We start from the raw sequence: 22,107 nt of genomic DNA on the forward strand, positions 1-22,107 counted from the left end.
TTTTTAATGTTTTTTAACGTGTCACACCTCACGCAAAAGGTTCCGTTTCTTTATGGCGTCTAACCTTTAAAAAGACGCACTACTATTAATAAGCCTTTTCTCGCTCATACCGCCTTGTTCGGCCAGTATCGTCAATAAAATCTCTCATGTTAGCTTGTCGCTGCCGTACTTTCTTTTTAGCAGCATCAATGGCTTCAGATTCACCCAGGGCTTCAGCAACGGCTAATTGTCTTTTAGCTTTCCTGATTTTCCTCTCCAAGTGCCTCTGTCTCTGGCTTTCTTCGTAGATCTTCCTGTTTTCTGCAGCTGGGTAAGGCCTATAGACACGCTTTGAAAAACCTTCAATATAGGGATAAAAAACATGTCGGCAATTAATCCCCTTTAGTCCATCGGGTTCGCCATAGCTAGTAGATGAAAGAGGAGGGTATTTATTACTGCTCCCTGATCTTGAAAAGATTTTCCCCTGGTACTTTGCACATTTTGGCCTTGCTCCCATATGGGAACTGACTTCAACTAAATCTGCCCCGTATTCATCCATTCGAGCAAATTGCATTTCATTGGCAACACTGTTTGACATAGACCTAGTAACCATTGATACATAGGCTTCGGTTGACATCTTGGCCCCATCTTTTCGAATAAGAGCAGGAACCCCGTGTTCTGCCCACCTTGCAGCTGTCTCTGCTAGCGCTTGTCTTGGCGTCTTTGTGCCTGCCAGGATTTTTCCTGTTGTTTCATTCAAGATATTTAAATATATTTGCTGTGATTGATCTAACATGGTTGTATTGATCAGGTTGAAAGTTTCCCTTGCTTGCCTTTGAAAAGACACTAAGACCGCTTCAAGAACAGGGCTTTCTTTTGGTAAAGGAGGTTGCAGCAAAATTCCTTGGGCAACAGCTTCAATCAGTTCCATTTCTGAATCAGTGACAGAATCGTATCCGGCTTCTTCAAGCATAGCTGTCACTGTTTCAATCGATAGTTCCGCATATTTAGCTATAGTTATAATATTTTGTTGTGTTAATTTTCCTAATTGACCAAGCTTCTCGGTTTGCCACCTTTCTACATCTTCTTCCAGCAGGCTTTTTCCTTGTTTTAGGATTTTGGCAATGTTTATGAGAATTTCTTCCTCGATGGATAGAAAGACTTCGATAACAGGCATTGTTAATTGCTGTTGCCTTAGTGGTTCCATTAAGTCTCACCCTGGTCTTTTCTATTTTTATTAAGACCAAAGAAATCAATTGCTTCAGCCGTTGCTGTTGCATTTTCTTCTGCAATTTCCTTCAGTAGCTGCTCAGCTTCTTCTTCTGAAAAGCCATGGATTTTCATAATCGCCTTTTTCTTAGAAGTCAGCTGATTGGTAACCAACTGAACTTGCTTTGCAATCTCTGCATTCAGGTCTTCAGCTATAGAATCATCAAAAGCAACTGTAACTTCATATTCTCCTTCTGGCCGACTAAATAACTGATATAGCTCAGCGACCTGAATGATACATTCGACTAGTTCCTGAATGCCTGCTTCAATGAGGTTTTCATGACTTTGCTTCGTACGGAAAGTCTTAGAGTTTTCCGAAACAACCTCTGTTGCTGTCTTAACTCCCTGGCCATCAAAAGTGAATGCACCTGAAGAGAAGCCTATTTGCATTGCCAAGACATTGAGCAAGGAATTGATAGCTGAAATATGTTCCTCTACTCGAAGTGTTGCTGAAATGTCTGCTATTTTATTGGCGTCCATATCGCCAAGAGCCATTGCCTGGTAAACTTCATCTTCGGCATCAAAATAACGGTGCATCTGACCAGTTAGTGGGTCAATAACGGTTTGAATAGCTGTATCCGGTACTAAGATCCTCTTTTTCCCAAGCTTGAATTCCCGTTGATAGGAGTCAAAAGCGATATCCAAGGAGTGCAGCGTATCAAGTGCATTAGCGAAAATAGATATTCCCAATGGGCTTGCAGTATCCAAGTTATTGGCTATGTTTGGCTTAAAGTAGACAAAACCCGGTCGCTTGTAATTGGATATCCTAATCTCCTCTTCAAGATTCGGGAAAAATTGCTTCAGTGGAACCTTAACCCCTAATTCCTCACCTGGATTATTTTCATAGACTTCATTCCGGATTAGATAGGTCTCCCCATCCCACAGGTGCCATTCCAGGTGAGTGTATTTCTTTCCTTTCTTAGAGAATTCATTTATGAAAACAGCCTCTCGAATGGTGTTATGGTCCCAGCTAATCGGGATAAAACAATCAGCTGTTACATAGGAGAGCTTTAATTTTCCATCCTCTACATAAGGCTTGATCAGCATGCCACCCATAGCAAACTGGTATTCTAAGTAATCCTGAAATTTCTTAACGAAATTATTATTCTTAAAGACATCATGAATGTTCTCAGACAAAGTCTTGTCTGAAATATTTATCTCGCAGCGCTCATTAAAGATTAATGTGGCTAGCTCCTGTGAAACCACCTTCGGCATGTTCAAGGAAGCCATACGGCGTTTTTTCTGCCCAGAAATCGTTGTATATTTGATATCATGCCATTCGCTAAAATACCCTTTATAGAGAGCTTTCCAATTCCCAATATTTTTATAGAAATCCTCATTAATCTGGATGTCCTTGTGATCAGCCAGCTTTTTAATGCCTTTAATTAATCCCACTCTGTACATCACCTGCCTTATGCGGGCCAGCATGTTTTTAAACATTGGTCTCACCGCCTTAATATTTCAATCCAAGCTTCCTTAAATTATCCTGAACATAGTACTGGAAGGCATCGCATGTATGATCATCAATCTTTATGACCTTAGGATCATCGCTCTGCAAGGTATCAGCATCCCATTGATATTTCTTATGTTCAGTAAGGAAAATCTCATTGGCTGCTGTTTTAAGCACAAAAAAACGCCCCTGAGCTAATAAGTCTTGGACGTTATCAATCATATCTATTTTCTTTTTCTTGGCTACTGGGTGAAGCCTAATGCCATAGTCTTTATAGAACTGGTTCCTCAGAGCTCCCTCAGCAGAATCAATGGTTTGTTGATCAAAGTGCCGATTATAGGTTTGCTGGATTTTATCCATCCATTCTTTTAAATCCTTTGAAAGCTCGCTTGGAGCCTTTTTTTCGACTTTGTTTTCCGGGCTATAGTAAAAGGTATCAAGTAAAATTACATTTCGTTTTTTCGTAAATCCGAAGGCCAGGTATGTTGTAGCAGAGACCTGATGCCCGGTATCAATAGCAATATCGATAAGAACAATATCATCATCTTTCGGCAGCTCATCAATCTCTTTAAAATGAGCCATGTTATAAACCATGTCACCAAGACCAATAACCTCACCGGCATACATCCAACGCCAGTAATCCTCATCATTTTCTTTGTACTTCTCAATCTTCCGGATCATCTGCTCGGATAAGAAACCTTTTTTATCATCCAGATAGGTTGAATGATGAATGAAATAATCATCATCCCCGGCTTTAGTATCCAACCACTCATTAATCCAGCTGTATGGATTTCTGGGAGGGTTGTAGGAGAAATAGACCTTAACCTCTTTTCCTTCAATCTCTTGCCTGATAAATGTATCTTCTACAATATCAATATCTTCCACACCAGCAAATTCTGCTGCTTCCTCAAACCACAGTGCCATGACATAGCCTTTTGCTATTTTGGCTGACTTAATCTTCATTGGATCGTCAACACCATAAAAATAAAAGGCTGTATTCGTGGCCTTATGACGAATTATGAGAGGAGACTTTCCGAAATAGAACTCATCCTCAGCACCCAACATGTATATGGCCCATTTAATTTGCTCGTAAATAGATGTAGAAAGATATTTTCCTACTTTCCTTAAACAAACTACATTGCCTAAGTCATCTTCCAAAAAATCGACTACAAGCTTTAGACTAATTACTGAGGATTTCATGGAGGAACGGCCGCCTTTAGCGACTATATGGGACTGTTCAGCAATCCATAGGGAAAAGAAATTGACGTTCATTAATTCCATGACATTAATTGTTTTGACTGTCATTTTCTAACGCCTTCCTCATTGCCTCTTTGTCATTAACGATAACGACCTTGCTGGCATCTCCGCCCTCTTGTTTGATTTCAGCTTTTGTTTTCTCAATATTAGCCCTCATAAGTTCAAGTTTCAGCCTGCGCTCATCATGCATGTGTGCCATCTCATCAAATTGCTTAATAAGGGATCGCAGCTCTCCCATTGCCCTGGACTGAGCATTTAAAAAGTTAGCATGTTTATCCCAAGCAAATTGATACTCCCATTCTCTTTCTTCACAAAAATTTGAGTCCTTTTTCTTTTTTAAGACCTTTGTTATATCTTCTTTATTTTCAACAAACATAATTCTCTGTGCTCGAATAATGGCAGCATATTGAATCTGTATTTGATCCCAGATTAAATCAGCTGGAGAATACTCCTGCATATGGTTCATGATTTCTAATGATTCTTCTGGAAGGAACTTAGAGAACAAACCATGTGTAACTGCATTTGAATTCCCTTTTGGTGCAGCTCCTCCTCTATTTCCTTTTGCATTAATATTACCTTTAGGAGCACCCCTCTTTTTTGTGTGCACACCTTTTTCTTTGGGTGCACCCCTATCACGATTCCATCCATATCGTTTTTTCCAGGACTTTACGGTATTCAGTGATACTTGATATTTATCAGCAATATCCTTGTACTTCATGCCTTTGACATAATCTTTCTCTGCTTGGATATATTTCTCAGCCATGCTACATCACCTGCCACCTCCATGTAATTGTGTTTGATTTGGAGCAAATAAAAAGAGCACCCCGAAGGATGCTTGATGTTCCTTATAACCAATCCAATAATGCCTGAGCTGTATTGTCAGGTTCTTGGGACTCGTTATTCGTCTTAACTTTATTCCTATCAGGATGATTCTCTTCTACAAAATCAATACCTGACACAGTTGGTTTAATAAAGAGTTGAGACCCTTGACGATCTACATGTATCAAATTTTTGTTCTCTAAATATTGGTAAGCTAAATCCACTTCTTTATTTTCCTGGAGATTTTCTCTTGTAAGCTTTTTAGATACTCCATTATTTTGATAGTAATATTCGTATAGATTAAATAAAAGCTGTATTCTTAATTCTTTCCGTTCCCTTATAGTAATTGTCATTTACACCCACCTCCTTTTAAACAATCATTCGACAAAAGGAGATATTTTCCTGCTTAGTATACCATTTATTAACTTTTTATGTTACTATTTTACTAACCTCAGATATACCACGTAGTGTGTGCCTAGCACTCGCATGGGTGACTTTTATTTGAGGTGATGCTATATGTTTACGTTACAGTTAACTATGGAAGTCGTTGTAAATTTGGAAGTTCAGTTGACAGTTGCCGCTGGTCTGACTATATCATTTTTATATACGGCGAAGAAAAATCCTCCTGCAAAGTGAGGGTTTTTCTCTTTGTTCATAAAAATGAGTATTCTAAAGGACGATTAATCAAAGTATGTTATCTCTCTTTCCCATTCCCATCCGCAATGTTTACATTTCAATAATACCTCAGCATGAAATTCACTTGTGTAGCTAATCTTATGAGTTCCCATTGAATAACTTCCACAATCAGCACAAACATATTCTTTCTCTTCTTTTTTAATATACAAATGAAAGTTTCTCTTGTGTTCTGTATCCATACAATCATCTCCTATAATGATATTTCGACAAAAGGAGATATTTTCCTGCAAATAAAAAAGCATCCAATTGGGATGCTTTTAATGAGCGTATCGTTTAAGAATAGTCTCATATTCTGCATGATCTTTCATTAGGTCACTAATAGAATTGAAAGTTTTCTTAAAAATACCAATCATTCCTATCTTATCAATAAGACTTTCCTTACTTATTATGTGTTTACGAACCATTTTACGGTCGTATTCCACTGCAAATTTAACAAGAATAAGTATATTATCCTTTGGGGTGAGAATATCAAGAATTCCTCCACCAATTACAATAAACTTAAAATATCTACTGTTAATTTGCTTTTTTAAGTAAGCATATTGTTTTTCGCTTAGCTTTAAGTCCTTTTTAGATTTTTCCAACAAGGAATAACGCTCTCTATATAATTTATAATGCGCCAAAAACAAAATAAAAGGCATTAAATAAAGAATGAAGGAATAAGATATCGCTCTATTTGAGGCTATACCTTTGTTTTTAAGTACAGCAACAACACCCATTTGCATTCCGACTATGGAAGCAATACTTATAACAATTAAAAATGATAGCATCATTTAAGCCCCCTTCTTCTTTGGGAATTTTTTAACATTATTAGCACTATCTTCCTCTTCTATACTAAAAACCCATTCTAATCCAGCAAATAGCGCAGCTTTTACTGCCATAATGCCAAACAACAAATGCACGTTTATAATCCCTGCAGATCCTAATCTCATTGAATCAGAGAACGATACAAAAAATTGATTCTCGATTTCTCGGATTGTAAAAAAATCCATTATTCCTAAAATACTAATTCCCGAAAATAGCATCATCATAAACCTTGCAAATCTCAAGAAGGAGTTAGTGAATTTATAAGCTTGATTGTAATAATCCAATAACAACATGGCATAGAATACCCCAGTTGAACTGAACAACCCTTTTGGATCACCAGTATCCATAACTCCTTTATACATTATACATAAGCTAATCAATATTAAGAACAATTTCAACTTGTACACCGCCACGTTATTAAAATCCACTAAATAATACCATATTATATGGCGTTTTCGATTTTTTGTTATATTCTGATATTAATAACATTCGTCAAAACAATGTAAATATCCTTCTAATATTAAGGTTTATTGTAGTGGATATATATGTTTACCCGCCTCCCCGTCCTGCCTTCAATTTTAGCAAGCAGATTTATGCTTTAGCAATTTCGTATCATTTGTCCCGATTGTCCCATTTGGAACATATTCACTCATTTTCTTAACAATCGAATCTTTAATACGTCCGATTTGGGTATGAGACAGTCCCATATGCATAGCAATCCATCGATAACTTTTCCCCTCAAGTAACCAATGAAGTACCTCTCCTTCCCTTTCATCAGTAATAACGTGCATCCTATCTTGAATGACCGAAATCTTATCCTCGTACTTCCGAATAATCGAGTATCTTCTTTCCCTCCGTACAACCTCTCTATATACAGGATCACTTGTGCTTCCTTGAGCCTTAGGCATCCCAGCTGCATCTCCATATTGGGCTGTGAGCCCATTTCCTCCATCTTTCATTGAGTGTCGAAGTACTTTAATTGATTTTATCATCCAATGATAATCCTTAAGAATGGATTCAATTTGTTCTTTGCTGGCAGCTTCTTTCATTGAAAACACTCCTTTTAATAAAAAAAGGACACCAAACAAACGCCAAAGCGTTCATTCAGTGTCCTCCAGATGACTGGTAGGATTATTTAACATTTTTTAGTCCTAACTCACTTACAGAAAATCTTTTGGTTTCCTGCTTTCGATGGTTGTAAAAGAAGTTTTCTTCGATTCCAGTTAAATCAGAGAAAAAACTTATGTCTACTTTTAATTCATCCATTAAGCCTGAAACTGAATAAATATTTTTATCGAAAAGTAATTGCAGAATGCTTTTTATCTTCATTGGATGCTCTATTGGTATTTCGTTATCTAAAGGCTCCTGAAACTTATAACCTTTCCTATTAATAGACATAAAAAAATAACGATATTGTTGATAATCAATAATTTCTAACCTAAAGGCTCTAATTGCAATAGCTTGCAAAGAAACCTGCCATTTCTGCTTAATATCTATATAAGCATCTGGATTTGAGACCTTGGCTATACCTTTACAGTCTTCTTTAAATTGTTTCTCCGGTAACAAAAATTCTGAAGCAAATAAATTTGCTTCATCTTCAAGGGTTTTATAGGATTTCTTATCCTGCCTTAAAAACTCAACTTTATAATGCAAAAGTAAATGACCTAATTCATGTGCTAAATCAAAATTCCTTCTTACAGCAGATTTTTTTAAAGACCCCAACATAATATATGGTCTATCATCTTCAGTCCATAAACTATAAGCATCAATTGTATTACTAATTTCTTTTTCTAATACAAAAGCCCCGGCCTTTTCAAGTAAAAAAAGTAAGTTTTTATTCGAATCTTCGTCTAAACCAATTCTAATTCGTGCTATTTTTGCAATATTTTTAATCTGAATATCCCTATCCATTTCAGAATTTTCTTTTATGAATGAGATAATGTCATTTCGCAATCCTACAAGATAATTTTTGGGGTAAGCAATTTTTTCTTCAACTTTTTTTAAGAAAACGTCAATAAATCTTATATGCATTAATTCACTTTGAGTTTTATTTAAGGAATTAATTGCCTCTGAACGATACGCAATATTTTCCACATTTATATTGGTTAAGTCAGCTTTAGATACAAGATCAGAGTTATAAAAATAAGACGACTTTACGTTAAAAATTGTTTTTAATTTATTTACCACTTCTAGTTTCGGAGACATATATCCATTCTCATATTGCCAAATAGCCTGCTCAGTTACACCAAGCTTTTCTGCCAATTGATTCCTACTTAAATCATTGAGGACTCGAATATTGGTCAAACTTTTACCGATAAACACAGGCTATACCTCCTTATTTAAAGACCTAATTATCCTTCTCCTTTACATCATCTAATACAATACCAAATGCATGTGCATCTGGATAAGATTCTGACTCCCCAGAATTTGATAAAACAGTTTTTAAATCACTATCAATTTCAATTGTATGTGACACATTAATATAGGTCGTTAAATCTTCGATTAGATATGCTTTATTATTAACAGGATTAGGCATCCATAGTCGTATTTCTTCAATTTGTTGACCTTCATCGATTTTATATGTAATGATATAAAATCTATCATAATTAGATTTAATTTTTGATATTTCTTTATTCTCACTTTCATTTAGGCGAACATCTTCTATTAATTCCAACTCAAGCTGTGTAGAAGTTTCATATAAATCAGATGGAATATAATTAAAATCAACTTCAGAATTAATTTGCATTAATTCCTCCATATAAGAAATTTTTTTAGTACGAGTTCTCCCCATTGCATCTCTGCCATGATCTACTTGTTCTGCATTAAAATATCGAGCGTTTTTTACAATGAACAATACATTCTCGTCTTCATGTATGAATTGAAGGTATTGCCAGGTTAGTCCTGCTTTTGCTAGAATACTTTCTACCCCATAGGACTCACAAGAAAGGGCTACATGGTGATCTATATGGTTCCCTTTAACCCAAGCATATGCACCACTAACCTTTAAAGTTTTAGCTTTTTCACGACGAACATCTAAGTATTCGCGGTAGCCGTCGAAAATGCCATCCACCAGTTTTTGATTTAATTCCTTTGCTAATTTATATTCCATCATGTTCATATACACCTCCATATTTTCTAAGGATAATCCTTTTTATAATTTTATTAAAGAAAATATGATTTGTATATGTTTTTTTTAAAGTAATTGTAATTATTTAGTACTCTTCACCTTCTTCTTTTCTCATTCTTTTAACCTTACCTTGGTGAGTAATTATTTTATATTCTCCGTAATTTGGTAATTTTCGCACTTTAGCTTTACCTTCACTAATAATTACAACGTAGCTTCCTGGACAGTTCGTTATATCTATTTCTAGTCTGTTTGTCTTAGGGTTTATTTCAATTGTTTTTAGCCTAGCAGCTTCTTTCATTCAGATTCCCTCCCATAATATAATTTAAGCTGGGAGAAATCCTGGCTTTTGTCATTTCTCCTCTACTTCTGTTATTAAAAATTCACTGAAAGTTCACTGTTTTCACCTCGAGAGGCATCTTATAATTAAATAGATGGTTTACTCCATCTCGCTGGACCCATGAGTTAACCGCCGGGACCGAACTCATGGGTTTTACTATTTTTACTGAATCTTTATTTTGTCCCACTAATGATTTGTCGTTTTTTGAGAACTTTTGTCGAAATCATTCTTTTTTCATCCATAATTTGTAATAATTATTCTAGGTCTTTTATCATATAAAGGAGCAAGTTAATGTGTCATTACTGTCATGGACTTAGAAAAAAGATTCAATTTTATAGAAAAGCACTTATTGAAACCGGTATTAATAAAGGATTGAAACATCCAGAGACAATTAAACATAGTCAGATACTGGACGAGCTAATTTTTAGGTTCCAGTCCAAATGTAAGAAGTAATATTTAAAGAACTTAATTTATCTGACCCCAATTAGGGGTTTATTTTATTTCTTAACACATCTATCATTTTGTTTCTCAACATTTTTCGCGTTTCAATATTACACTGATTAATATTCATGCAATATTTCTTACATATTGGTTAAGATAACTATAAATTGACTAATAAAAGGAGTTTTTTATTATGAGATTTTCCAAAACCACAGGGAATATTACATATTTAGGATATACAGCTATCGCATTAACCACAGTTTATACATTGATTATTACAATATTGGGGTTAAGAACTATGCAAATGGTTAAGTACATTTACAATTCTAATTCAAACAGAAATAAATCTTAGGAGTACAATTTATTTTGGGTTTTTTATTGAAAAGAGCAAGGCCAATCCTCCACATCCAAAAATCCTTAGATTAGGCCCTTGCTCGCATGTAAATGAGGTGACCCCGTGCTTCACTGGATTGACCAATATACTTTAAAAAATGTATATTTCGTAACGCTTGGAGTTCCAAGCATTTTGATAGCTTTTTGGCTTATAGTAATTGCTTGGACTTTTCGAGCTGAGAAAAAAGGTAAATGAAACTACCTGCTTATTTGGTTTCATTCCAACTTCCGTTTTCCAGCCAACTATCGATTTTTGATACAAAGGTATCTAATCCACCAAATAAACCCTCTTCATCAACATGAAGCACGTAACCGGAGAAGTCAGGTCCCTGGTAAATGCAAACGCCCTTATATTTCTCATGCTTACGGATCCACAGCCGTTCCTTCCCTCTGAAAAACTCCATCTCTTCACCCTGTTTTAGTTCAAAGATTTGATCTTCAAGGGTGATGGAGAATAAGTCTAATTGCTTAATACTCTCACCACCTAATAATGCTATCTTCCCTTTTGTAAATATCGTTTCATTATTATTACAAATTCCAACAAATTACGACATTGCACCTAAATTATGGTAGTATTTCCTCTGGGCAAATTTTACGAAAGTAAAAGACGCACAGCTACGGGCCTAAAACATGATTTGTCATGGCAGCCGGGTTGCAAAAGTATTTTTTATCAATACATACCTTTCTAGTTTGCCTGTATTTTAGCTAAGAAGGGTTGGAAGTCATGATTTTCCCAACAGTTTACAGTAAAGGGACCGGTATAAGACATGTAGTTAAGGACCGAAACACATGTATATGTGGTTTTAGGTATCATGTGTTTTCTACTTTTACAAAAAGTGATTTTAAGAAGATTCAATTTAAAAAAGTAGATAATGTCACCTGCCCTAAGTGTAAAGCCATTATATCTGCTCATCACTCTAAAACTTCTGCATACCGATTTTATTAACTTCAAACGGCATTGTGTTTTTCTGAATAACATTTAACGCAGGGACCTTCAACGTAGAAATAATTTGGCTTTCCACAAACCTTGCAGGTTTTTGAGTAAGTATTCCAACGTTTGTTGCAGTCCCTGCATTCAAGTAATAAGAGATTATTTCGATGTCCTATCACTGTCCCCTTGGCCAGACATTTAGGGCAACGGGTAACCGGCTTAACATTAGTAATGCTCATGTTTATTCTCCTTTCAAAACCAGGTGTTTTCGGTAGCCTCTGAGTCAATATCACGAAAAGATGCAAGTACAAGTTCATATTTCAGTTCCTCGTAATCACATTCATCAATGCTTTTTCCGGATTGAGCTCTAGAAATATTCAATTCTGCTAATCTCCTGATGAGGATATTCCTTTTCTGCTGCATAACGGATTCATAAAGGATCCCCATAGTATCAACTCCCCGATCTTAATAGTTTTAGTTTTTCCTTCAAAGCTGCTTTCTTCTTAGCAAATTCCTGCTGCTCATTCTTTAAAAGTTTAGGCTTTTCATGCTGTTGGTCCTCATCCTCAAACCAATCTGGCAGCATTTCCGTACGTATCGGCTTGGCTCGGATACCCTTTGACTTAAAAGAATTATTATTTTTAAAAGGCTTAACGTTTTTAGCTACTTCTTTTGCCTGTTCTCTTGCTACTAAGGCTTCATAATGATCCATGATGTATTTTTCGCAGTACCCAAATGCTTTAATGGCTCCATTTGGCTGACGTTCTTTGTATTCAGCAAAACACTGTTCAAGCAATTTGATTGTTTGTGGCAACGGCATACCACGGGCGACAATCCGGGCGATTGCTTCATAATCTTTTGTTGTTGGGTAAACAGAACGTCCTTCAGCAGCTGTTCGTAAATCAATAAATTTTTCTGCAATGACATCCACTGGATCCTTAGTAGAAGTATTAAATTCTTTAATTCTTAAATTCTTTAATTCTTGTTCTTGTTTCGATAACGTTTCGATAACGTTTCGATTTCGTTCGGATAAAGGTTCATTATCCGTTTCGATTGGCGTTTCGCTATCATCGTCAAACCCTTGGTATTCGTGGTATTTAAGGATGGTGAACACCGTTCCGTAATCCGTTTCGTTAACGGACACTATTCCTTCATCAACTAATTTCTTAACCGAACGTAAAACCGTGCTTTTTGAAACTTTTTTAAACCCTCTTTTTTCTTTGTATTCGAGATCTTCGGCTAACTTTGAATAGGAACGGAGGTACTGACCTCTCTTTAACTCAATGCCTTTTACTTTAACTCCATCCTTATGAACAGCTTGCAAAAGCAGCAATGTAAAAAGTCGAAAAGTGGTGACATCATGCCATATCTCGTTCTCAAGTATCTTCCTGTGAAGCTTTATCCAGCCTTGCACCTTTGTACCTCCTCCCCATTAAATTAACTTCTCTCACAAACGGCAAATCCGTTCTTTACACCTTTTACTTTGTAATCCGGATACCGCCGCATATACTCTAAAACAAGCATTTTCAAGTGTTCTTTATCTTTAGCCTCCTCCCAGATCCATGCTGGAAGGAGGATATTTGTTTCGTTACTCTGCATCTTCAAAATCTACGTCCAATGATTCCTGGGCGGACATATTTTTGCTAGTTTTTTTCTTCTTTTGATCCGTATCAATAATTTCAGGATCTTCATCTGATACATGGTCTTCCTTGCTTGGAGAGTCGTACTGAATTGGCTCATCATACTCATTGGCCTCATCCGTAATATCTTTTACCTCACGCTCCTGCTCGTCTTCTGAGAATGCTTTTTGCATATCGATGGACAAGATACCCCATTTGCCTAACATGTTCCTCAGAACTGTTTTCATTGCCATGGCATCGTAATCAGAACGCCAAACATTATTAAGAGATTTCTTGTCTTTTGCCTTGTTGTGCTTTATCCTGTGTGCCTCTACTTCATCTCGGGTCCAATAGACCGTTTTTTCAAAGCCATTGACCAACCTAAAGTAGCCACAATAACCGATAACCTTATCAATTTTCCTGGCATTCAAATCAAGGTCAATTTCCTCCGTTAGACGATTCCACTTTAGGAGTTCTCCTTCGTAGACCGGTATTACATTTATGGCCTTGTACTGGCCACTTCTTAGTGCCAGCTGAATGTATCCTTTGTATCCCAGCTGGAACTGTGCTGCCTTATACCCCTTTTTAGAATCATAAAAAGCAACAATCCAGGCGTAGCCTAAGTTTTTATCAACTGGTAAATCGAGAGATGCAGCAACCATTGCACTGGACACTATGGACATAGGCTCAGCTTCTCTTAGGCCAGGATCTCCGTTATACAAATTAAGAACAGAAGCCATAAATTGCGGAGCTTTATTGGCCAATACCTGCTCAAATTTCTTTTGCATTGTTGGCGTATTTAGTAGACTTTTAAGTCCAAGTGATTGAGCTGATACTTGCTTTGCTGCTGTCTCCTGTCTATTAGCTAATTGATTTTTCAATTCTATATTGGTCGCCATCAATTAATCTCCTTTACAGCAAATTTTCGGAACGAGGATTCTTTCAAAACTTTTTTGAAAATGTCCGGAAACTTTTCTTTCAGTGCTTTCGAATCCACACTTTTTCTACTCTGATTCTTCCATGTGACTATAAATTGATCAGTAATACCTGTTTCAGCATCCTTCAATACTTCTTTTAATTTGTTTTCAATTTCAGTTTTAGCTGATTTAATCAGTTTTTCATCGGACTTCACTTTCTCATATTGCACAAGCAAATCTTTATAATCAGATGGAAGGACAATTTCTTTATCCTTCACAGCGCGATCGTATTTCTCTTTCAAATACTTCTCAGCTGCACTTGATCCATCTAACTCAGGAGCTCGCCCTTGAAGAACGTGGTATTCCCAAAAGTGCTTCTCAGCATTGAAAATCATATCAATAAGCTCCTGGTCTCGCTCTACTTCCTTCCAGATGAACTTGTTACCACCGACAAGAACAGCGATATAACCCTTTTCCTTGTCAGTTACTCCGAGATAATGCTGGAGCTGTACAAGGTAGCTTGCCGGAACTTCTTCACCTTCCCACTCTTTAGTGAGATACGCACTGGCTGTCTTACATTCCAAAACAGCTGATTCTCCAACAACTAAACGGTCTACGTTTGCTTTTATAAAAGGATACTTGGAATGGCTGTACATGAAATTTGTTCGGCGGACTTTTTTACCTGTACGCTTTTCAAACTCCTTGGCAACCACATTTTCCATTTGATTTCCCCAGTAAATTGCTTCATTATCGGTTTCCTGTGGTTCGACCTGTCCTGTTTTTTCTAGCCAAAGTTCAAAAGGTGTACGAAATTGATTAACTCCAAGTATGATTCCAGCATCACTCCCACCGATTCCTTTAGCCCGTTCTTGCAGCCATTCATAACGGCTCATATCTTTTGTAGGAACTGCATTATTTAATGCCATTTCTAGTCCCCCCTTTACCGTCAAGAGCCTATATGCTAAAATGACGGTACAAAATAATTAGCCAAAATTACCGACTCCTGCGCCAACAGGAGTCATTTTTTATGCTGTTCTAAATTCAAATTCCATGACTTCTGTTAAGAACCGATCCAAGTTGTCCTTCAAAATGATTTCACCGTCATATTCCACTATGTCGTCACCATCAAGGATCTCGTCACCAAAATAATCAATTCCTACATGTTCAGGCTGTGCTACCATATTCGGATATCCGGATCGCTCTATTTGGTCAATCATAGGGTGATTCATTTTTATCCTCCTCTCTATGTATTAGGTGCTTTATTCACACCGCGATAAGCCGAAACGTAGATGATGGGGGAATGGTAGATATTTGTTCCGACTTATCGCGGCAGGAACAAAGATTCTTGCCGCCCTATTCTAGTGGTGGTAGAATAAGCTTATCGATATTTAGTGGCAGTGAGCTGTGGTGAGCTTACTGCTTTTCTTTTTGATTTGAAGTAAAATCTCCAATTAAAATTCCCATGATAAAAATAAAATAGGTTCCAAAAATCATAGCTAGGACATAACCCAAGTCCACTTATGAGCCCTCCTTTGAAGTACGGATTCTAACTGCCCACTCAATCTTGACTCCTTTGCTCTTTAATTTCTTAATTAATTGTTCCAGCTTCTCTTTTCTGGTTAAAACCATTGGATTATTCCTCCTATCAACGGCATTAACTGCTGTAAAATCATCACTGGATCTACCCCTGTCACAATGGCACATGCCACATCTTTAGCTGAGGTAACATCTGCCCACTTAATTAAAGTAGCAACATCCAGTGTTTTTTTATCTGTTTCAAATTTTGAAATACAACTCCGTGAACGATGAAGCTTTTCTGCGATTTCCTCCTGTGTAAGACCTGCTCGCTCCCGGCATGCTTTCAATACCGCGCCGAAAGTCAATCCATTCTCCCTCCCTTCTTTGTTCCAATTTGGAAACGTTCCAGTATGGAACCGACAAATTAATAGATTGCTATTAAAATTAATAGATGAAAGGAAGTGCACCGAATTTTTTGAGCCTGGCAGCTTCGTTCGGTGCCTTCGCTCATGAAACTTTTCTAGGAAACCAGTTTTCTATGTAGCTGAGAGCTAATTGAAGTTCCTTTCTCTTAATATCTTTGTAGCTTGCTACACCAAAACGGTCCTTGATTTCTCGATGTAGTTCCCTGAATAACCTTGACCGGAACTCTGGATTACTTTCGAGCTCATAAACCTTTTGAGCGATTCCTTTTTGCACACGTCTTTGTTCGTCACTGGTTAAAGTGATATGCTCTTCGACTTTATGGTCAATCTCATAGACTAGCTTTCTGATTTTATGTTGTTCAGCTTTAATGGTTTGAGTATCCTCCATAAGATCTGCAGTTGTTCTCAGCACCGTGACAAGAGCCTGATCTTTTGAAAGAGGAACAATGTCTTCTTTAATGGAGTAGTATTCATCGACCAGCCTTTCGTAAGCACCCCATGCCTGTTCAGTATTAAGTGATTTAGCGTGAAGCCAGGCTCCTTTTTCGGTCCAAAGATATAGGATAGAAGTAAATTTAAGGCTGTCGTCAAATTGACGTGACCCTTTGAATTCCCTTAATTCTTCTCCGGATAAGGCAAAATAATGTTTGCCTTGAACATACCGATCAGCATTTCTCTGGAAGTTTCGGTTTATGATTTTTGCTTCTGTTCCAAAAACTTCAGCCAATTGGATAGTAGTTAAAACTCGCTTTCCTCCCTGGCTAATTGGTTGAAGATGATTCATAACATCAGCTCCTTTTAATAGTGAGGTTGTTCTTTTAACCATTTGATTAAAAAATCTTCTGTTTCCTTTGCTGGGAATAACCATTTCCGTCCAACCCTGAATTTTGGGAAACGAGGATCGAAAAAGAATTGCTCTTTAATGAATGGTTCACTCATGCATGTCTGTTGACATAGCATTTTCATGTCCCAAAAAACTGTACGATATTGAATTTCATTTAGGTGCTTGCGTAACTCTTCATGAAACTGCTGTTCAATTGTTTGTTTATCAACCTGCACACTTAACATTTGAAATACCTCCTTATGCACTTTGATTTTTTGCCATTTCGGCAATTTTATCTTCAAAAAAAAGTTCTGTTATAGGGACTTTTAAGATTTCCGAAACTCTGGCTAATGTCTCGGCTGGGAACTTGCCACGACCAATTTCAAGATAATAGTATCCATTTGGGCTCTCGTACCCCAAAAGCTTTGCCATTTCTTCAAGTGACAAATTATGTTCTTTTCTTAATTTTTTTATTTTTACTAGATCCACTTTCAACACTTTCTGTTTCATTGTTTCACCTCCGATTTTGCCATATCGGTAACTCATGTTTATAATATATTACCATTACGGCAAAGTCAATCAGAAAATTACCTTTTTGGCAAAAATATTTATTACCATATTGGTAAATGATATGATTTAATCAGTTGATAATTAGAGGGGTTTTTTAATGTCATCTTTTGGAAATCGAATTAGGAAATTAAGAGAGAAAAGTGGAATTAATCAAAAAGATATGGCGAAAAAATTGGAACTTTCCAATGTCCAACTATCGCGATATGAATCAGATGAACGTAGACCTGACTTCGAGACATTAAAAAAAATCTCGGAAATATTTGATGTTTCAATTGATTATTTGATTACTGGTAATGAAAAAAACAGCTCTAGCGATGAAATGTGGAGAGAGATACTTAATCCTAAAACACAAATCTTTTTTAAAGATTTAATGGATGCTCCAGAGGAAAAGATAGAAGAACTCATCAAGTTCTGGGAGATTATCAGAGATAGAGATAAAAAATAACACGCGCTTGCGTGTTTTTATTTGAGGATATAATGGGTTATTTACCCATAAATACATAAATTTATTAAAAGGGAGATTAGATAAGATGAAGTACAAATTTTTACTAGTTATCTCTGTTCTATCTCTAAGCTTTATCTTAGGGGGATGTTCAGGTACAGAGGAAACTAAAGAGCCGGTAGACAAGCCTGTTGAAGAAAATACAAAATCAGAAGAACCGAATGAAACTGAAAAACAAATATCCGATCAACAACAGAAAACTATTGATTCTTTAAATAATTTTCCAGAGTTCATTAACAATTATAAAGAACTTGGTGAAGACAAAACACCAACTTGGGATAATTATCTATACGGACAAGAGGTAACTTGGTCAGGAACTATACTGGAAATAGGTTCTTCACAAATATGGGTATTAGGTGCAGGAGAGTACACCGGTCAAACGTGGGATGATGTTAATACATCAGGTAATGAAGCTTACAATGTTTTTGTTGCAGATTTTACGAGTAATCTTCTAACCGATCTAAAACCAGGTGATAGTGTTACAGTCAAGGGTACTTTAGAATCACGCGGGGACTTCGATTTGAATTACCATTGGAAAATTTATAATTCAGAGATTCAATGATTAGCCCTTTTGGGCTTTTCTTTTCAAATTAAAACAGAACATACATTCCCATCCGGAGGTTCAAAATGAATTACCGCACAACTTTGCTAGAAGATTGGATAAAAGACTTTTATTACGATATTGGAATCTTACATCCCCATCAAATTGATATGCACGATATCATTTATCGCTTAGGGATGTCCGTGAAATATATGAATATATCAAGTCGTATCTATGAAGATGAAGTAATCATTGATGAAAGACTTAGTAAGGAAGAACAGTGGGAAGAATTTGGACACGAATTTTGCCATTTTAAAAGGCACTTTGGAAATCAACTAATTATGCCTGAAGAATTTTTAAAACTTCAAGAATTCCAAGCCAACTATTTTTCTTACCATTTCTGTGTCCCAACTTTTATGTTAATACAACTGACATTTCCTCCCACAAGAGGAGAGGTTATTAAACAAGTTGCACAAATGTTCAAGGTAACTTATAAGTTTGCTGAAAAGAGATTTGTAATGTTTGAGAATAGAATCAATTCAATGATATTTTTCAAAAAATTACATACTTACATATAGAGGTGAAGGTATTCATGGCTAGTTTCAGAAAAAGGGGTAATTCATGGCAATACAGAATTAAATATATAGACCCTGCTACAGGAAAACCAAAAGAAAAAAGTAAAAGTGGATTTAGAACTAAAAAAGAGGCACAGATTGAAGCAGCTGAAGTGGAGAAAAAGTTTTATCTCCGGCAACATTCTGTTATTGCAAATAGCGAAACTATACTAAAGGATTGGCTTACCGAATGGTTAGAAATTTATGGAGCCCAATGCGCAGAAAGAACATTATTTAATCGATTTTGGTATATCAATAATCATATTATCCCAAGTCTCGGAAATTATAAAATGAATCAGTTAACACGGATGGAATATCAAAAATTTATTAATACATTAGTTGAAAAAGGATACGCTAAAAAAACCATCCAGACGATTCATTCTATTTTTTGTACTGCAATCAATAAAGCTGTTGAACTAGAAATGGTTACACATAATAAGTATCAAGGGATATCTATAAAAGTTGAGGAAGAAGAAAAAATTAATTATTTATCAAGAGATGAAGTAGAAATCTTCATGGATGCAGCTAAAAAATCTCCATATCATCATTATATTATCGCATCAATTTTACTCCGAACAGGAATTAGAAAAGGTGAAATGTTAGCCTTAAAATGGGAGGATATTGATTTTGAAAATAAAACTATTTCCATCACAAAAACGAGAAGTGACAAAGGTGTAAAAAAACCAAAAACCAAATCAAGTAACCGCACAATTGGAATTGATAATACTTTAATTGCTGATTTAAAACAGTATCAGTTATGGCAAAAGAAAAATAAAATGAAACATGGTGCCGATTACCATAAATCAGAGTTCTTAGTAAGGTGCCCAAACGGAAAAGAAATTGGAGAATATGGAGTCAACAAGACGATTGATTCTATTTTAAAAAAAGCTAAAACAAACCTCCCCCACATTTCCCCGCATGGATTGCGTCATACTCACGCAATTATGCTGCTGGAAAGTGGTGCAGATATAAAGTTTGTTAGTGAACGATTGGGGCATTCAACTGTCAATATGACAGCCGATGTCTATGTTCATATTACAAAAAAATATGAAACTGAAAATTTACTAAAATTAGAGTCATATTTAAGATAAATGGGCAAAAAGTGGGCAAGGAGAAATTCCCCTTGCCACAAATCCCACTACATCACACGTTTGAACATCTTTTCCATTTCATAAGTGGAGTAATGTATGATGATCGGCCGTCCATGCGGGCATGTGAACGGATCGGAAGACCTCCGCAATTCATCAAGCAGCGCCTGGATTTCATCATTGCGGAGATGGTGATTCGCTTTAATGGAAGCTTTACAGCTCATCATAATGGCAGCTTCCTCACGCAGCTTTTTAATATCGACTCTCTTCATGGCTAAGAGCTGTTCAATCATATCCTCAATAATTTCCTGTTCTTCGCCTTTAGGCAGCCATTGCGGATGAGAACGGACAATAAAGCTGTTATGTCCGAACTGCTCCAGAAATACCCCCACTTTTTCAAGCTCGCCTTTGTATTCATCAATTTTAATATAATCATCCGTTGAGTATTCAAATGTCAGCGGTATAAGCATTTCCTGCAATTCACTTTCAACCTGGCCGACTTTCTCCCTGAAATACTCGTACTTGATCCGCTCCTGGGCGGCGTGCTGATCAATGATATAAAGGCCCCGGTCATTTTGGGCAAAAATATATGTCCCATGCATTTGCCCAATCGGATAGAGCGGCGGCACCCGGGATGGCTCCTCCACTGTGGCGGTCTCTGCCAAAAACTGTTCCAGTCCTGCAGCTCTCGGCTCTTCGGGCTGGAATATGTGCTGATCTGCTTCAGGCAATTCTTCAGCTGAGGGGCTTAAATCTATGAGAGGAGCATCCTGCAAATCAGGATATTCAGCTGCTGCCGGTTCACCTGGTAGACTTTGCGGGCTTTGCGGATCTGCCCCATTCGGGTACTGCCGGATAGCATCCTCCCTCGCTTCACGAACAAAAGAAGGCACATGCTCCCGATGCTCAGGCAAATGATCCAGTTCAAGAGCCGTCTGTTCTGACTTAGGCTTCATGGTCTTCGGCTGTGTAAATCCGGATGGGATCAGTTCCTCTTTTTTAAATGCAGCCTTCAAAGCACCTGATACAAGCTCATTCAATTCATGTTCCTTGCTTAAGCGTACCTCCATTTTCGACGGATGGACGTTCACATCGACAAGGAGCGGATCCATTTCAATGTTCAGGAGCACAATCGGGTAGCGGCCGATTGGCAGCAGAGTATGATACCCCTCCTGAATGGCTTTGGCCAAAGAATAATTCTTGATGAAGCGGCCGTTGATCATGGTAGAAATGTAGTTTCTTGATGCTCTTGTAATCTCCGGCATTGCTGCATATCCGCTGATTTTAAAATCAAGTGAGCTTGCTTCAATCCGAACCATCTTCTTCACAATATTGAGCCCATAAATAGCTGCAAGCACCTGCCGGACATCCCCGTTTCCGTTCGTCTGCAGGAGCTTTCGCTCATTATGGATCAGGCGGATGGCGACCTCCGGATGGGCGAGCGCCAGCCTGTTAACCACATCTGTAATATTGCCAAGTTCTGTGTGAATCGTCTTCATATACTTAAGCCTTGCCGGCGTGTTGAAAAATAAATCCGTCACGGTCAGGTCAGTCCCTTTTCTGCCGGGTGCCTTTTCCATCACTTCCACTTTTCCGCCTTCTATGACAACACGTGTGCCGTCATCCCCAGTTGAGGTTTTCATTTCAATCCTCGATACCGACGCAATACTTGGCAATGCCTCGCCGCGGAATCCGAGCGTACGGATGCGGAAAAGGTCATTTTCGTCTTTAATTTTACTGGTGGCATGGCGATGAAAGGCATTCAGGACATCATCTTCCTCAATGCCATCGCCATTATCGATAATGCGGATTTTGGCCAGGCCGGCTTCTTCCGCTTCAATTTCAATAATAGTACTTCCGGCATCGATCGAATTCTCCATCAATTCTTTTACCACCGATGCTGGCCGCTCCACCACCTCGCCGGCAGCAATTTTATTAGAAAGCGCATCATCCAGCTGAATGATTTTCCCCATCTCGTCACCCCCTG

The 22,107-nt window shown here is 37.3% G+C and carries 28 protein-coding genes and 1 riboswitch; of the genes, 5 read left to right on the forward strand and 23 right to left on the reverse strand.

What is annotated here, in order from left to right; all coding sequences use genetic code 11:
- Positions 1-85: 85 nt before the first annotated feature.
- From MKY20_RS20520 to MKY20_RS20575, 12 genes are all read right to left on the reverse strand, one after another.
- The gene (locus MKY20_RS20520; RefSeq protein WP_341002813.1) at positions 86-1,186 is read right to left on the reverse strand and encodes a phage minor capsid protein; all 1,101 of its coding nucleotides are present in this window, start codon (positions 1,184-1,186) and stop codon (positions 86-88) included.
- A complete protein-coding gene (locus MKY20_RS20525) occupies positions 1,186-2,688 on the reverse strand; it encodes a phage portal protein (RefSeq protein WP_341002815.1) in 1,503 nt (500 codons plus the stop codon). Before MKY20_RS20525 ends, MKY20_RS20520 begins: the two co-directional genes overlap by 1 nt.
- A 13-nt stretch (positions 2,689-2,701) precedes the next feature.
- Positions 2,702-4,003, reverse strand: a complete 1,302-nt coding sequence (locus MKY20_RS20530) for a PBSX family phage terminase large subunit (protein WP_341002816.1) — start codon at positions 4,001-4,003, stop codon at positions 2,702-2,704.
- Positions 3,984-4,718, reverse strand: a complete 735-nt coding sequence (gene terS / locus MKY20_RS20535) for a phage terminase small subunit (protein WP_341002818.1) — start codon at positions 4,716-4,718, stop codon at positions 3,984-3,986. Before terS ends, MKY20_RS20530 begins: the two co-directional genes overlap by 20 nt.
- Positions 4,719-4,800: 82 nt before the next feature.
- A complete protein-coding gene (locus tag MKY20_RS20540; RefSeq protein WP_341002820.1) occupies positions 4,801-5,127 on the reverse strand; it encodes a hypothetical protein in 327 nt (108 codons plus the stop codon).
- Positions 5,128-5,454: 327 nt separating this feature from the next.
- Entirely contained in the window at positions 5,455-5,649 is a 195-nt protein-coding gene (locus MKY20_RS20545; RefSeq protein ID WP_341002821.1) for a hypothetical protein, read from the reverse strand.
- 78 nt (positions 5,650-5,727) lie between these two features.
- Positions 5,728-6,240 carry a hypothetical protein gene (locus MKY20_RS20550; protein ID WP_341002823.1) on the reverse strand — a complete coding sequence of 171 codons (513 nt, stop codon included), beginning with the start codon at positions 6,238-6,240 and terminating at the stop codon, positions 5,728-5,730.
- The gene (locus MKY20_RS20555) at positions 6,241-6,621 is read right to left on the reverse strand and encodes a hypothetical protein (protein WP_341002825.1); all 381 of its coding nucleotides are present in this window, start codon (positions 6,619-6,621) and stop codon (positions 6,241-6,243) included.
- Positions 6,622-6,852: 231 nt separating this feature from the next.
- A complete protein-coding gene (locus MKY20_RS20560; protein ID WP_341002827.1) occupies positions 6,853-7,323 on the reverse strand; it encodes a LuxR C-terminal-related transcriptional regulator in 471 nt (156 codons plus the stop codon).
- Between the two features lie 82 nt (positions 7,324-7,405).
- The gene (locus tag MKY20_RS20565; RefSeq protein ID WP_341002830.1) at positions 7,406-8,596 is read right to left on the reverse strand and encodes a spr1629 family repressor/antitoxin; all 1,191 of its coding nucleotides are present in this window, start codon (positions 8,594-8,596) and stop codon (positions 7,406-7,408) included.
- Between the two features lie 25 nt (positions 8,597-8,621).
- A complete protein-coding gene (locus MKY20_RS20570; RefSeq protein WP_341002833.1) occupies positions 8,622-9,392 on the reverse strand; it encodes a spr1630 family ClpXP-sensitive toxin in 771 nt (256 codons plus the stop codon).
- 94 nt (positions 9,393-9,486) lie between these two features.
- Entirely contained in the window at positions 9,487-9,699 is a 213-nt protein-coding gene (locus MKY20_RS20575; protein ID WP_341002836.1) for an XtrA/YqaO family protein, read from the reverse strand.
- A gap of 330 nt (positions 9,700-10,029) precedes the next feature.
- Between MKY20_RS20575 and MKY20_RS20580 the strand changes: the two genes are divergently transcribed.
- Positions 10,030-10,191, forward strand: coding sequence for an aspartyl-phosphate phosphatase Spo0E family protein (locus tag MKY20_RS20580; protein WP_341002838.1), 162 nt, complete (start codon positions 10,030-10,032; stop codon positions 10,189-10,191).
- A 587-nt stretch (positions 10,192-10,778) separates the two neighbouring features.
- Here MKY20_RS20580 and MKY20_RS20585 read toward each other — a convergent pair.
- The 10 genes from MKY20_RS20585 to MKY20_RS20630 all read right to left on the reverse strand — a co-directional run bounded on the left by MKY20_RS20585 (position 10,779) and on the right by MKY20_RS20630 (position 17,315).
- Positions 10,779-10,976 (reverse strand): hypothetical protein, encoded by a 198-nt coding sequence (locus MKY20_RS20585; RefSeq protein WP_341002841.1) that lies wholly within the window; start codon positions 10,974-10,976, stop codon positions 10,779-10,781.
- Positions 10,977-11,146: 170 nt separating this feature from the next.
- Positions 11,147-11,232, forward strand: a riboswitch (cyclic di-GMP riboswitch).
- A 523-nt stretch (positions 11,233-11,755) separates the two neighbouring features.
- The gene (locus tag MKY20_RS20590) at positions 11,756-11,950 is read right to left on the reverse strand and encodes a hypothetical protein (protein ID WP_341002844.1); all 195 of its coding nucleotides are present in this window, start codon (positions 11,948-11,950) and stop codon (positions 11,756-11,758) included.
- A gap of 4 nt (positions 11,951-11,954) precedes the next feature.
- Positions 11,955-12,917, reverse strand: coding sequence for a hypothetical protein (locus MKY20_RS20595; RefSeq protein WP_341002846.1), 963 nt, complete (start codon positions 12,915-12,917; stop codon positions 11,955-11,957).
- Positions 12,918-13,091: 174 nt separating this feature from the next.
- The gene (locus tag MKY20_RS20600; RefSeq protein ID WP_341002848.1) at positions 13,092-14,021 is read right to left on the reverse strand and encodes a recombinase RecT; all 930 of its coding nucleotides are present in this window, start codon (positions 14,019-14,021) and stop codon (positions 13,092-13,094) included.
- Complete coding sequence (locus MKY20_RS20605; RefSeq protein ID WP_341002851.1) at positions 14,021-14,965, reverse strand: YqaJ viral recombinase family nuclease; 945 nt, start codon at positions 14,963-14,965, stop codon at positions 14,021-14,023. Before MKY20_RS20605 ends, MKY20_RS20600 begins: the two co-directional genes overlap by 1 nt.
- A gap of 99 nt (positions 14,966-15,064) precedes the next feature.
- The gene (locus MKY20_RS20610; protein ID WP_341003398.1) at positions 15,065-15,286 is read right to left on the reverse strand and encodes a YqaI family protein; all 222 of its coding nucleotides are present in this window, start codon (positions 15,284-15,286) and stop codon (positions 15,065-15,067) included.
- A gap of 372 nt (positions 15,287-15,658) precedes the next feature.
- Positions 15,659-15,922 (reverse strand): helix-turn-helix domain-containing protein, encoded by a 264-nt coding sequence (locus MKY20_RS20615; protein WP_009330644.1) that lies wholly within the window; start codon positions 15,920-15,922, stop codon positions 15,659-15,661.
- 142 nt (positions 15,923-16,064) lie between these two features.
- A complete protein-coding gene (locus tag MKY20_RS20620; RefSeq protein WP_341002856.1) occupies positions 16,065-16,766 on the reverse strand; it encodes an ORF6N domain-containing protein in 702 nt (233 codons plus the stop codon).
- Positions 16,767-16,780: 14 nt separating this feature from the next.
- Positions 16,781-17,050: a group-specific protein gene (locus tag MKY20_RS20625; protein WP_282140297.1), complete on the reverse strand. Its 270-nt coding sequence runs from the start codon at positions 17,048-17,050 to the stop codon at positions 16,781-16,783.
- Between the two features lie 13 nt (positions 17,051-17,063).
- The gene (locus tag MKY20_RS20630; protein ID WP_341002863.1) at positions 17,064-17,315 is read right to left on the reverse strand and encodes a helix-turn-helix domain-containing protein; all 252 of its coding nucleotides are present in this window, start codon (positions 17,313-17,315) and stop codon (positions 17,064-17,066) included.
- A gap of 157 nt (positions 17,316-17,472) precedes the next feature.
- Between MKY20_RS20630 and MKY20_RS20635 the strand changes: the two genes are divergently transcribed.
- The 4 genes from MKY20_RS20635 (at position 17,473) to MKY20_RS20650 (ending at position 20,123) form a co-directional block, all read left to right on the forward strand.
- A complete protein-coding gene (locus tag MKY20_RS20635) occupies positions 17,473-17,820 on the forward strand; it encodes a helix-turn-helix domain-containing protein (protein ID WP_284522161.1) in 348 nt (115 codons plus the stop codon).
- A gap of 85 nt (positions 17,821-17,905) precedes the next feature.
- Positions 17,906-18,439: a hypothetical protein gene (locus tag MKY20_RS20640; RefSeq protein ID WP_341002869.1), complete on the forward strand. Its 534-nt coding sequence runs from the start codon at positions 17,906-17,908 to the stop codon at positions 18,437-18,439.
- Between the two features lie 65 nt (positions 18,440-18,504).
- A complete protein-coding gene (locus tag MKY20_RS20645) occupies positions 18,505-18,996 on the forward strand; it encodes an ImmA/IrrE family metallo-endopeptidase (RefSeq protein ID WP_284522163.1) in 492 nt (163 codons plus the stop codon).
- Between the two features lie 14 nt (positions 18,997-19,010).
- Entirely contained in the window at positions 19,011-20,123 is a 1,113-nt protein-coding gene (locus MKY20_RS20650; RefSeq protein ID WP_341002871.1) for a site-specific integrase, read from the forward strand.
- A gap of 47 nt (positions 20,124-20,170) precedes the next feature.
- Here MKY20_RS20650 and mutL read toward each other — a convergent pair whose 3' ends face one another.
- The gene (mutL, locus tag MKY20_RS20655; RefSeq protein WP_252246200.1) at positions 20,171-22,093 is read right to left on the reverse strand and encodes a DNA mismatch repair endonuclease MutL; all 1,923 of its coding nucleotides are present in this window, start codon (positions 22,091-22,093) and stop codon (positions 20,171-20,173) included.
- Positions 22,094-22,107: the final 14 nt, after the last annotated feature.

The sequence above is a fragment of the Cytobacillus sp. FSL W8-0315 genome, from assembly GCF_038002905.1.
GTDB lineage: Bacteria > Bacillota > Bacilli > Bacillales > Cytobacillaceae > Cytobacillus > Cytobacillus pseudoceanisediminis.

Bases quoted from the DNA above. Each gene is read 5' to 3' on its own strand.
- MKY20_RS20590 (WP_341002844.1), bottom strand. From the start codon at position 11,950: ATGGGGATCCTTTATGAATCCGTTATGCAGCAGAAAAGGAATATCCTC.
- MKY20_RS20585 (WP_341002841.1), bottom strand. From the start codon at position 10,976: ATGGAGTTTTTCAGAGGGAAGGAACGGCTGTGGATCCGTAAGCATGAG.
- MKY20_RS20550 (WP_341002823.1), bottom strand. From the start codon at position 6,240: ATGATGCTATCATTTTTAATTGTTATAAGTATTGCTTCCATAGTCGGA.
- MKY20_RS20620 (WP_341002856.1), bottom strand. From the start codon at position 16,766: ATGAATCATCTTCAACCAATTAGCCAGGGAGGAAAGCGAGTTTTAACT.
- MKY20_RS20555 (WP_341002825.1), bottom strand. From the start codon at position 6,621: ATGGATACTGGTGATCCAAAAGGGTTGTTCAGTTCAACTGGGGTATTC.
- terS (WP_341002818.1), bottom strand. From the start codon at position 4,718: ATGGCTGAGAAATATATCCAAGCAGAGAAAGATTATGTCAAAGGCATG.
- MKY20_RS20540 (WP_341002820.1), bottom strand. From the start codon at position 5,127: ATGACAATTACTATAAGGGAACGGAAAGAATTAAGAATACAGCTTTTA.
- MKY20_RS20645 (WP_284522163.1), top strand. From the start codon at position 18,505: ATGAATTACCGCACAACTTTGCTAGAAGATTGGATAAAAGACTTTTAT.
- MKY20_RS20580 (WP_341002838.1), top strand. From the start codon at position 10,030: ATGTGTCATTACTGTCATGGACTTAGAAAAAAGATTCAATTTTATAGA.
- MKY20_RS20525 (WP_341002815.1), bottom strand. From the start codon at position 2,688: ATGTTTAAAAACATGCTGGCCCGCATAAGGCAGGTGATGTACAGAGTG.
- MKY20_RS20600 (WP_341002848.1), bottom strand. From the start codon at position 14,021: ATGGCGACCAATATAGAATTGAAAAATCAATTAGCTAATAGACAGGAG.
- MKY20_RS20570 (WP_341002833.1), bottom strand. From the start codon at position 9,392: ATGAACATGATGGAATATAAATTAGCAAAGGAATTAAATCAAAAACTG.
- MKY20_RS20560 (WP_341002827.1), bottom strand. From the start codon at position 7,323: ATGAAAGAAGCTGCCAGCAAAGAACAAATTGAATCCATTCTTAAGGAT.
- MKY20_RS20545 (WP_341002821.1), bottom strand. From the start codon at position 5,649: ATGGATACAGAACACAAGAGAAACTTTCATTTGTATATTAAAAAAGAA.
- MKY20_RS20520 (WP_341002813.1), bottom strand. From the start codon at position 1,186: ATGGAACCACTAAGGCAACAGCAATTAACAATGCCTGTTATCGAAGTC.
- MKY20_RS20650 (WP_341002871.1), top strand. From the start codon at position 19,011: ATGGCTAGTTTCAGAAAAAGGGGTAATTCATGGCAATACAGAATTAAA.
- MKY20_RS20605 (WP_341002851.1), bottom strand. From the start codon at position 14,965: ATGGCATTAAATAATGCAGTTCCTACAAAAGATATGAGCCGTTATGAA.
- MKY20_RS20530 (WP_341002816.1), bottom strand. From the start codon at position 4,003: ATGACAGTCAAAACAATTAATGTCATGGAATTAATGAACGTCAATTTC.
- MKY20_RS20575 (WP_341002836.1), bottom strand. From the start codon at position 9,699: ATGAAAGAAGCTGCTAGGCTAAAAACAATTGAAATAAACCCTAAGACA.
- mutL (WP_252246200.1), bottom strand. From the start codon at position 22,093: ATGGGGAAAATCATTCAGCTGGATGATGCGCTTTCTAATAAAATTGCT.
- MKY20_RS20635 (WP_284522161.1), top strand. From the start codon at position 17,473: ATGTCATCTTTTGGAAATCGAATTAGGAAATTAAGAGAGAAAAGTGGA.
- MKY20_RS20640 (WP_341002869.1), top strand. From the start codon at position 17,906: ATGAAGTACAAATTTTTACTAGTTATCTCTGTTCTATCTCTAAGCTTT.
- MKY20_RS20625 (WP_282140297.1), bottom strand. From the start codon at position 17,050: ATGTTAAGTGTGCAGGTTGATAAACAAACAATTGAACAGCAGTTTCAT.
- MKY20_RS20630 (WP_341002863.1), bottom strand. From the start codon at position 17,315: ATGAAACAGAAAGTGTTGAAAGTGGATCTAGTAAAAATAAAAAAATTA.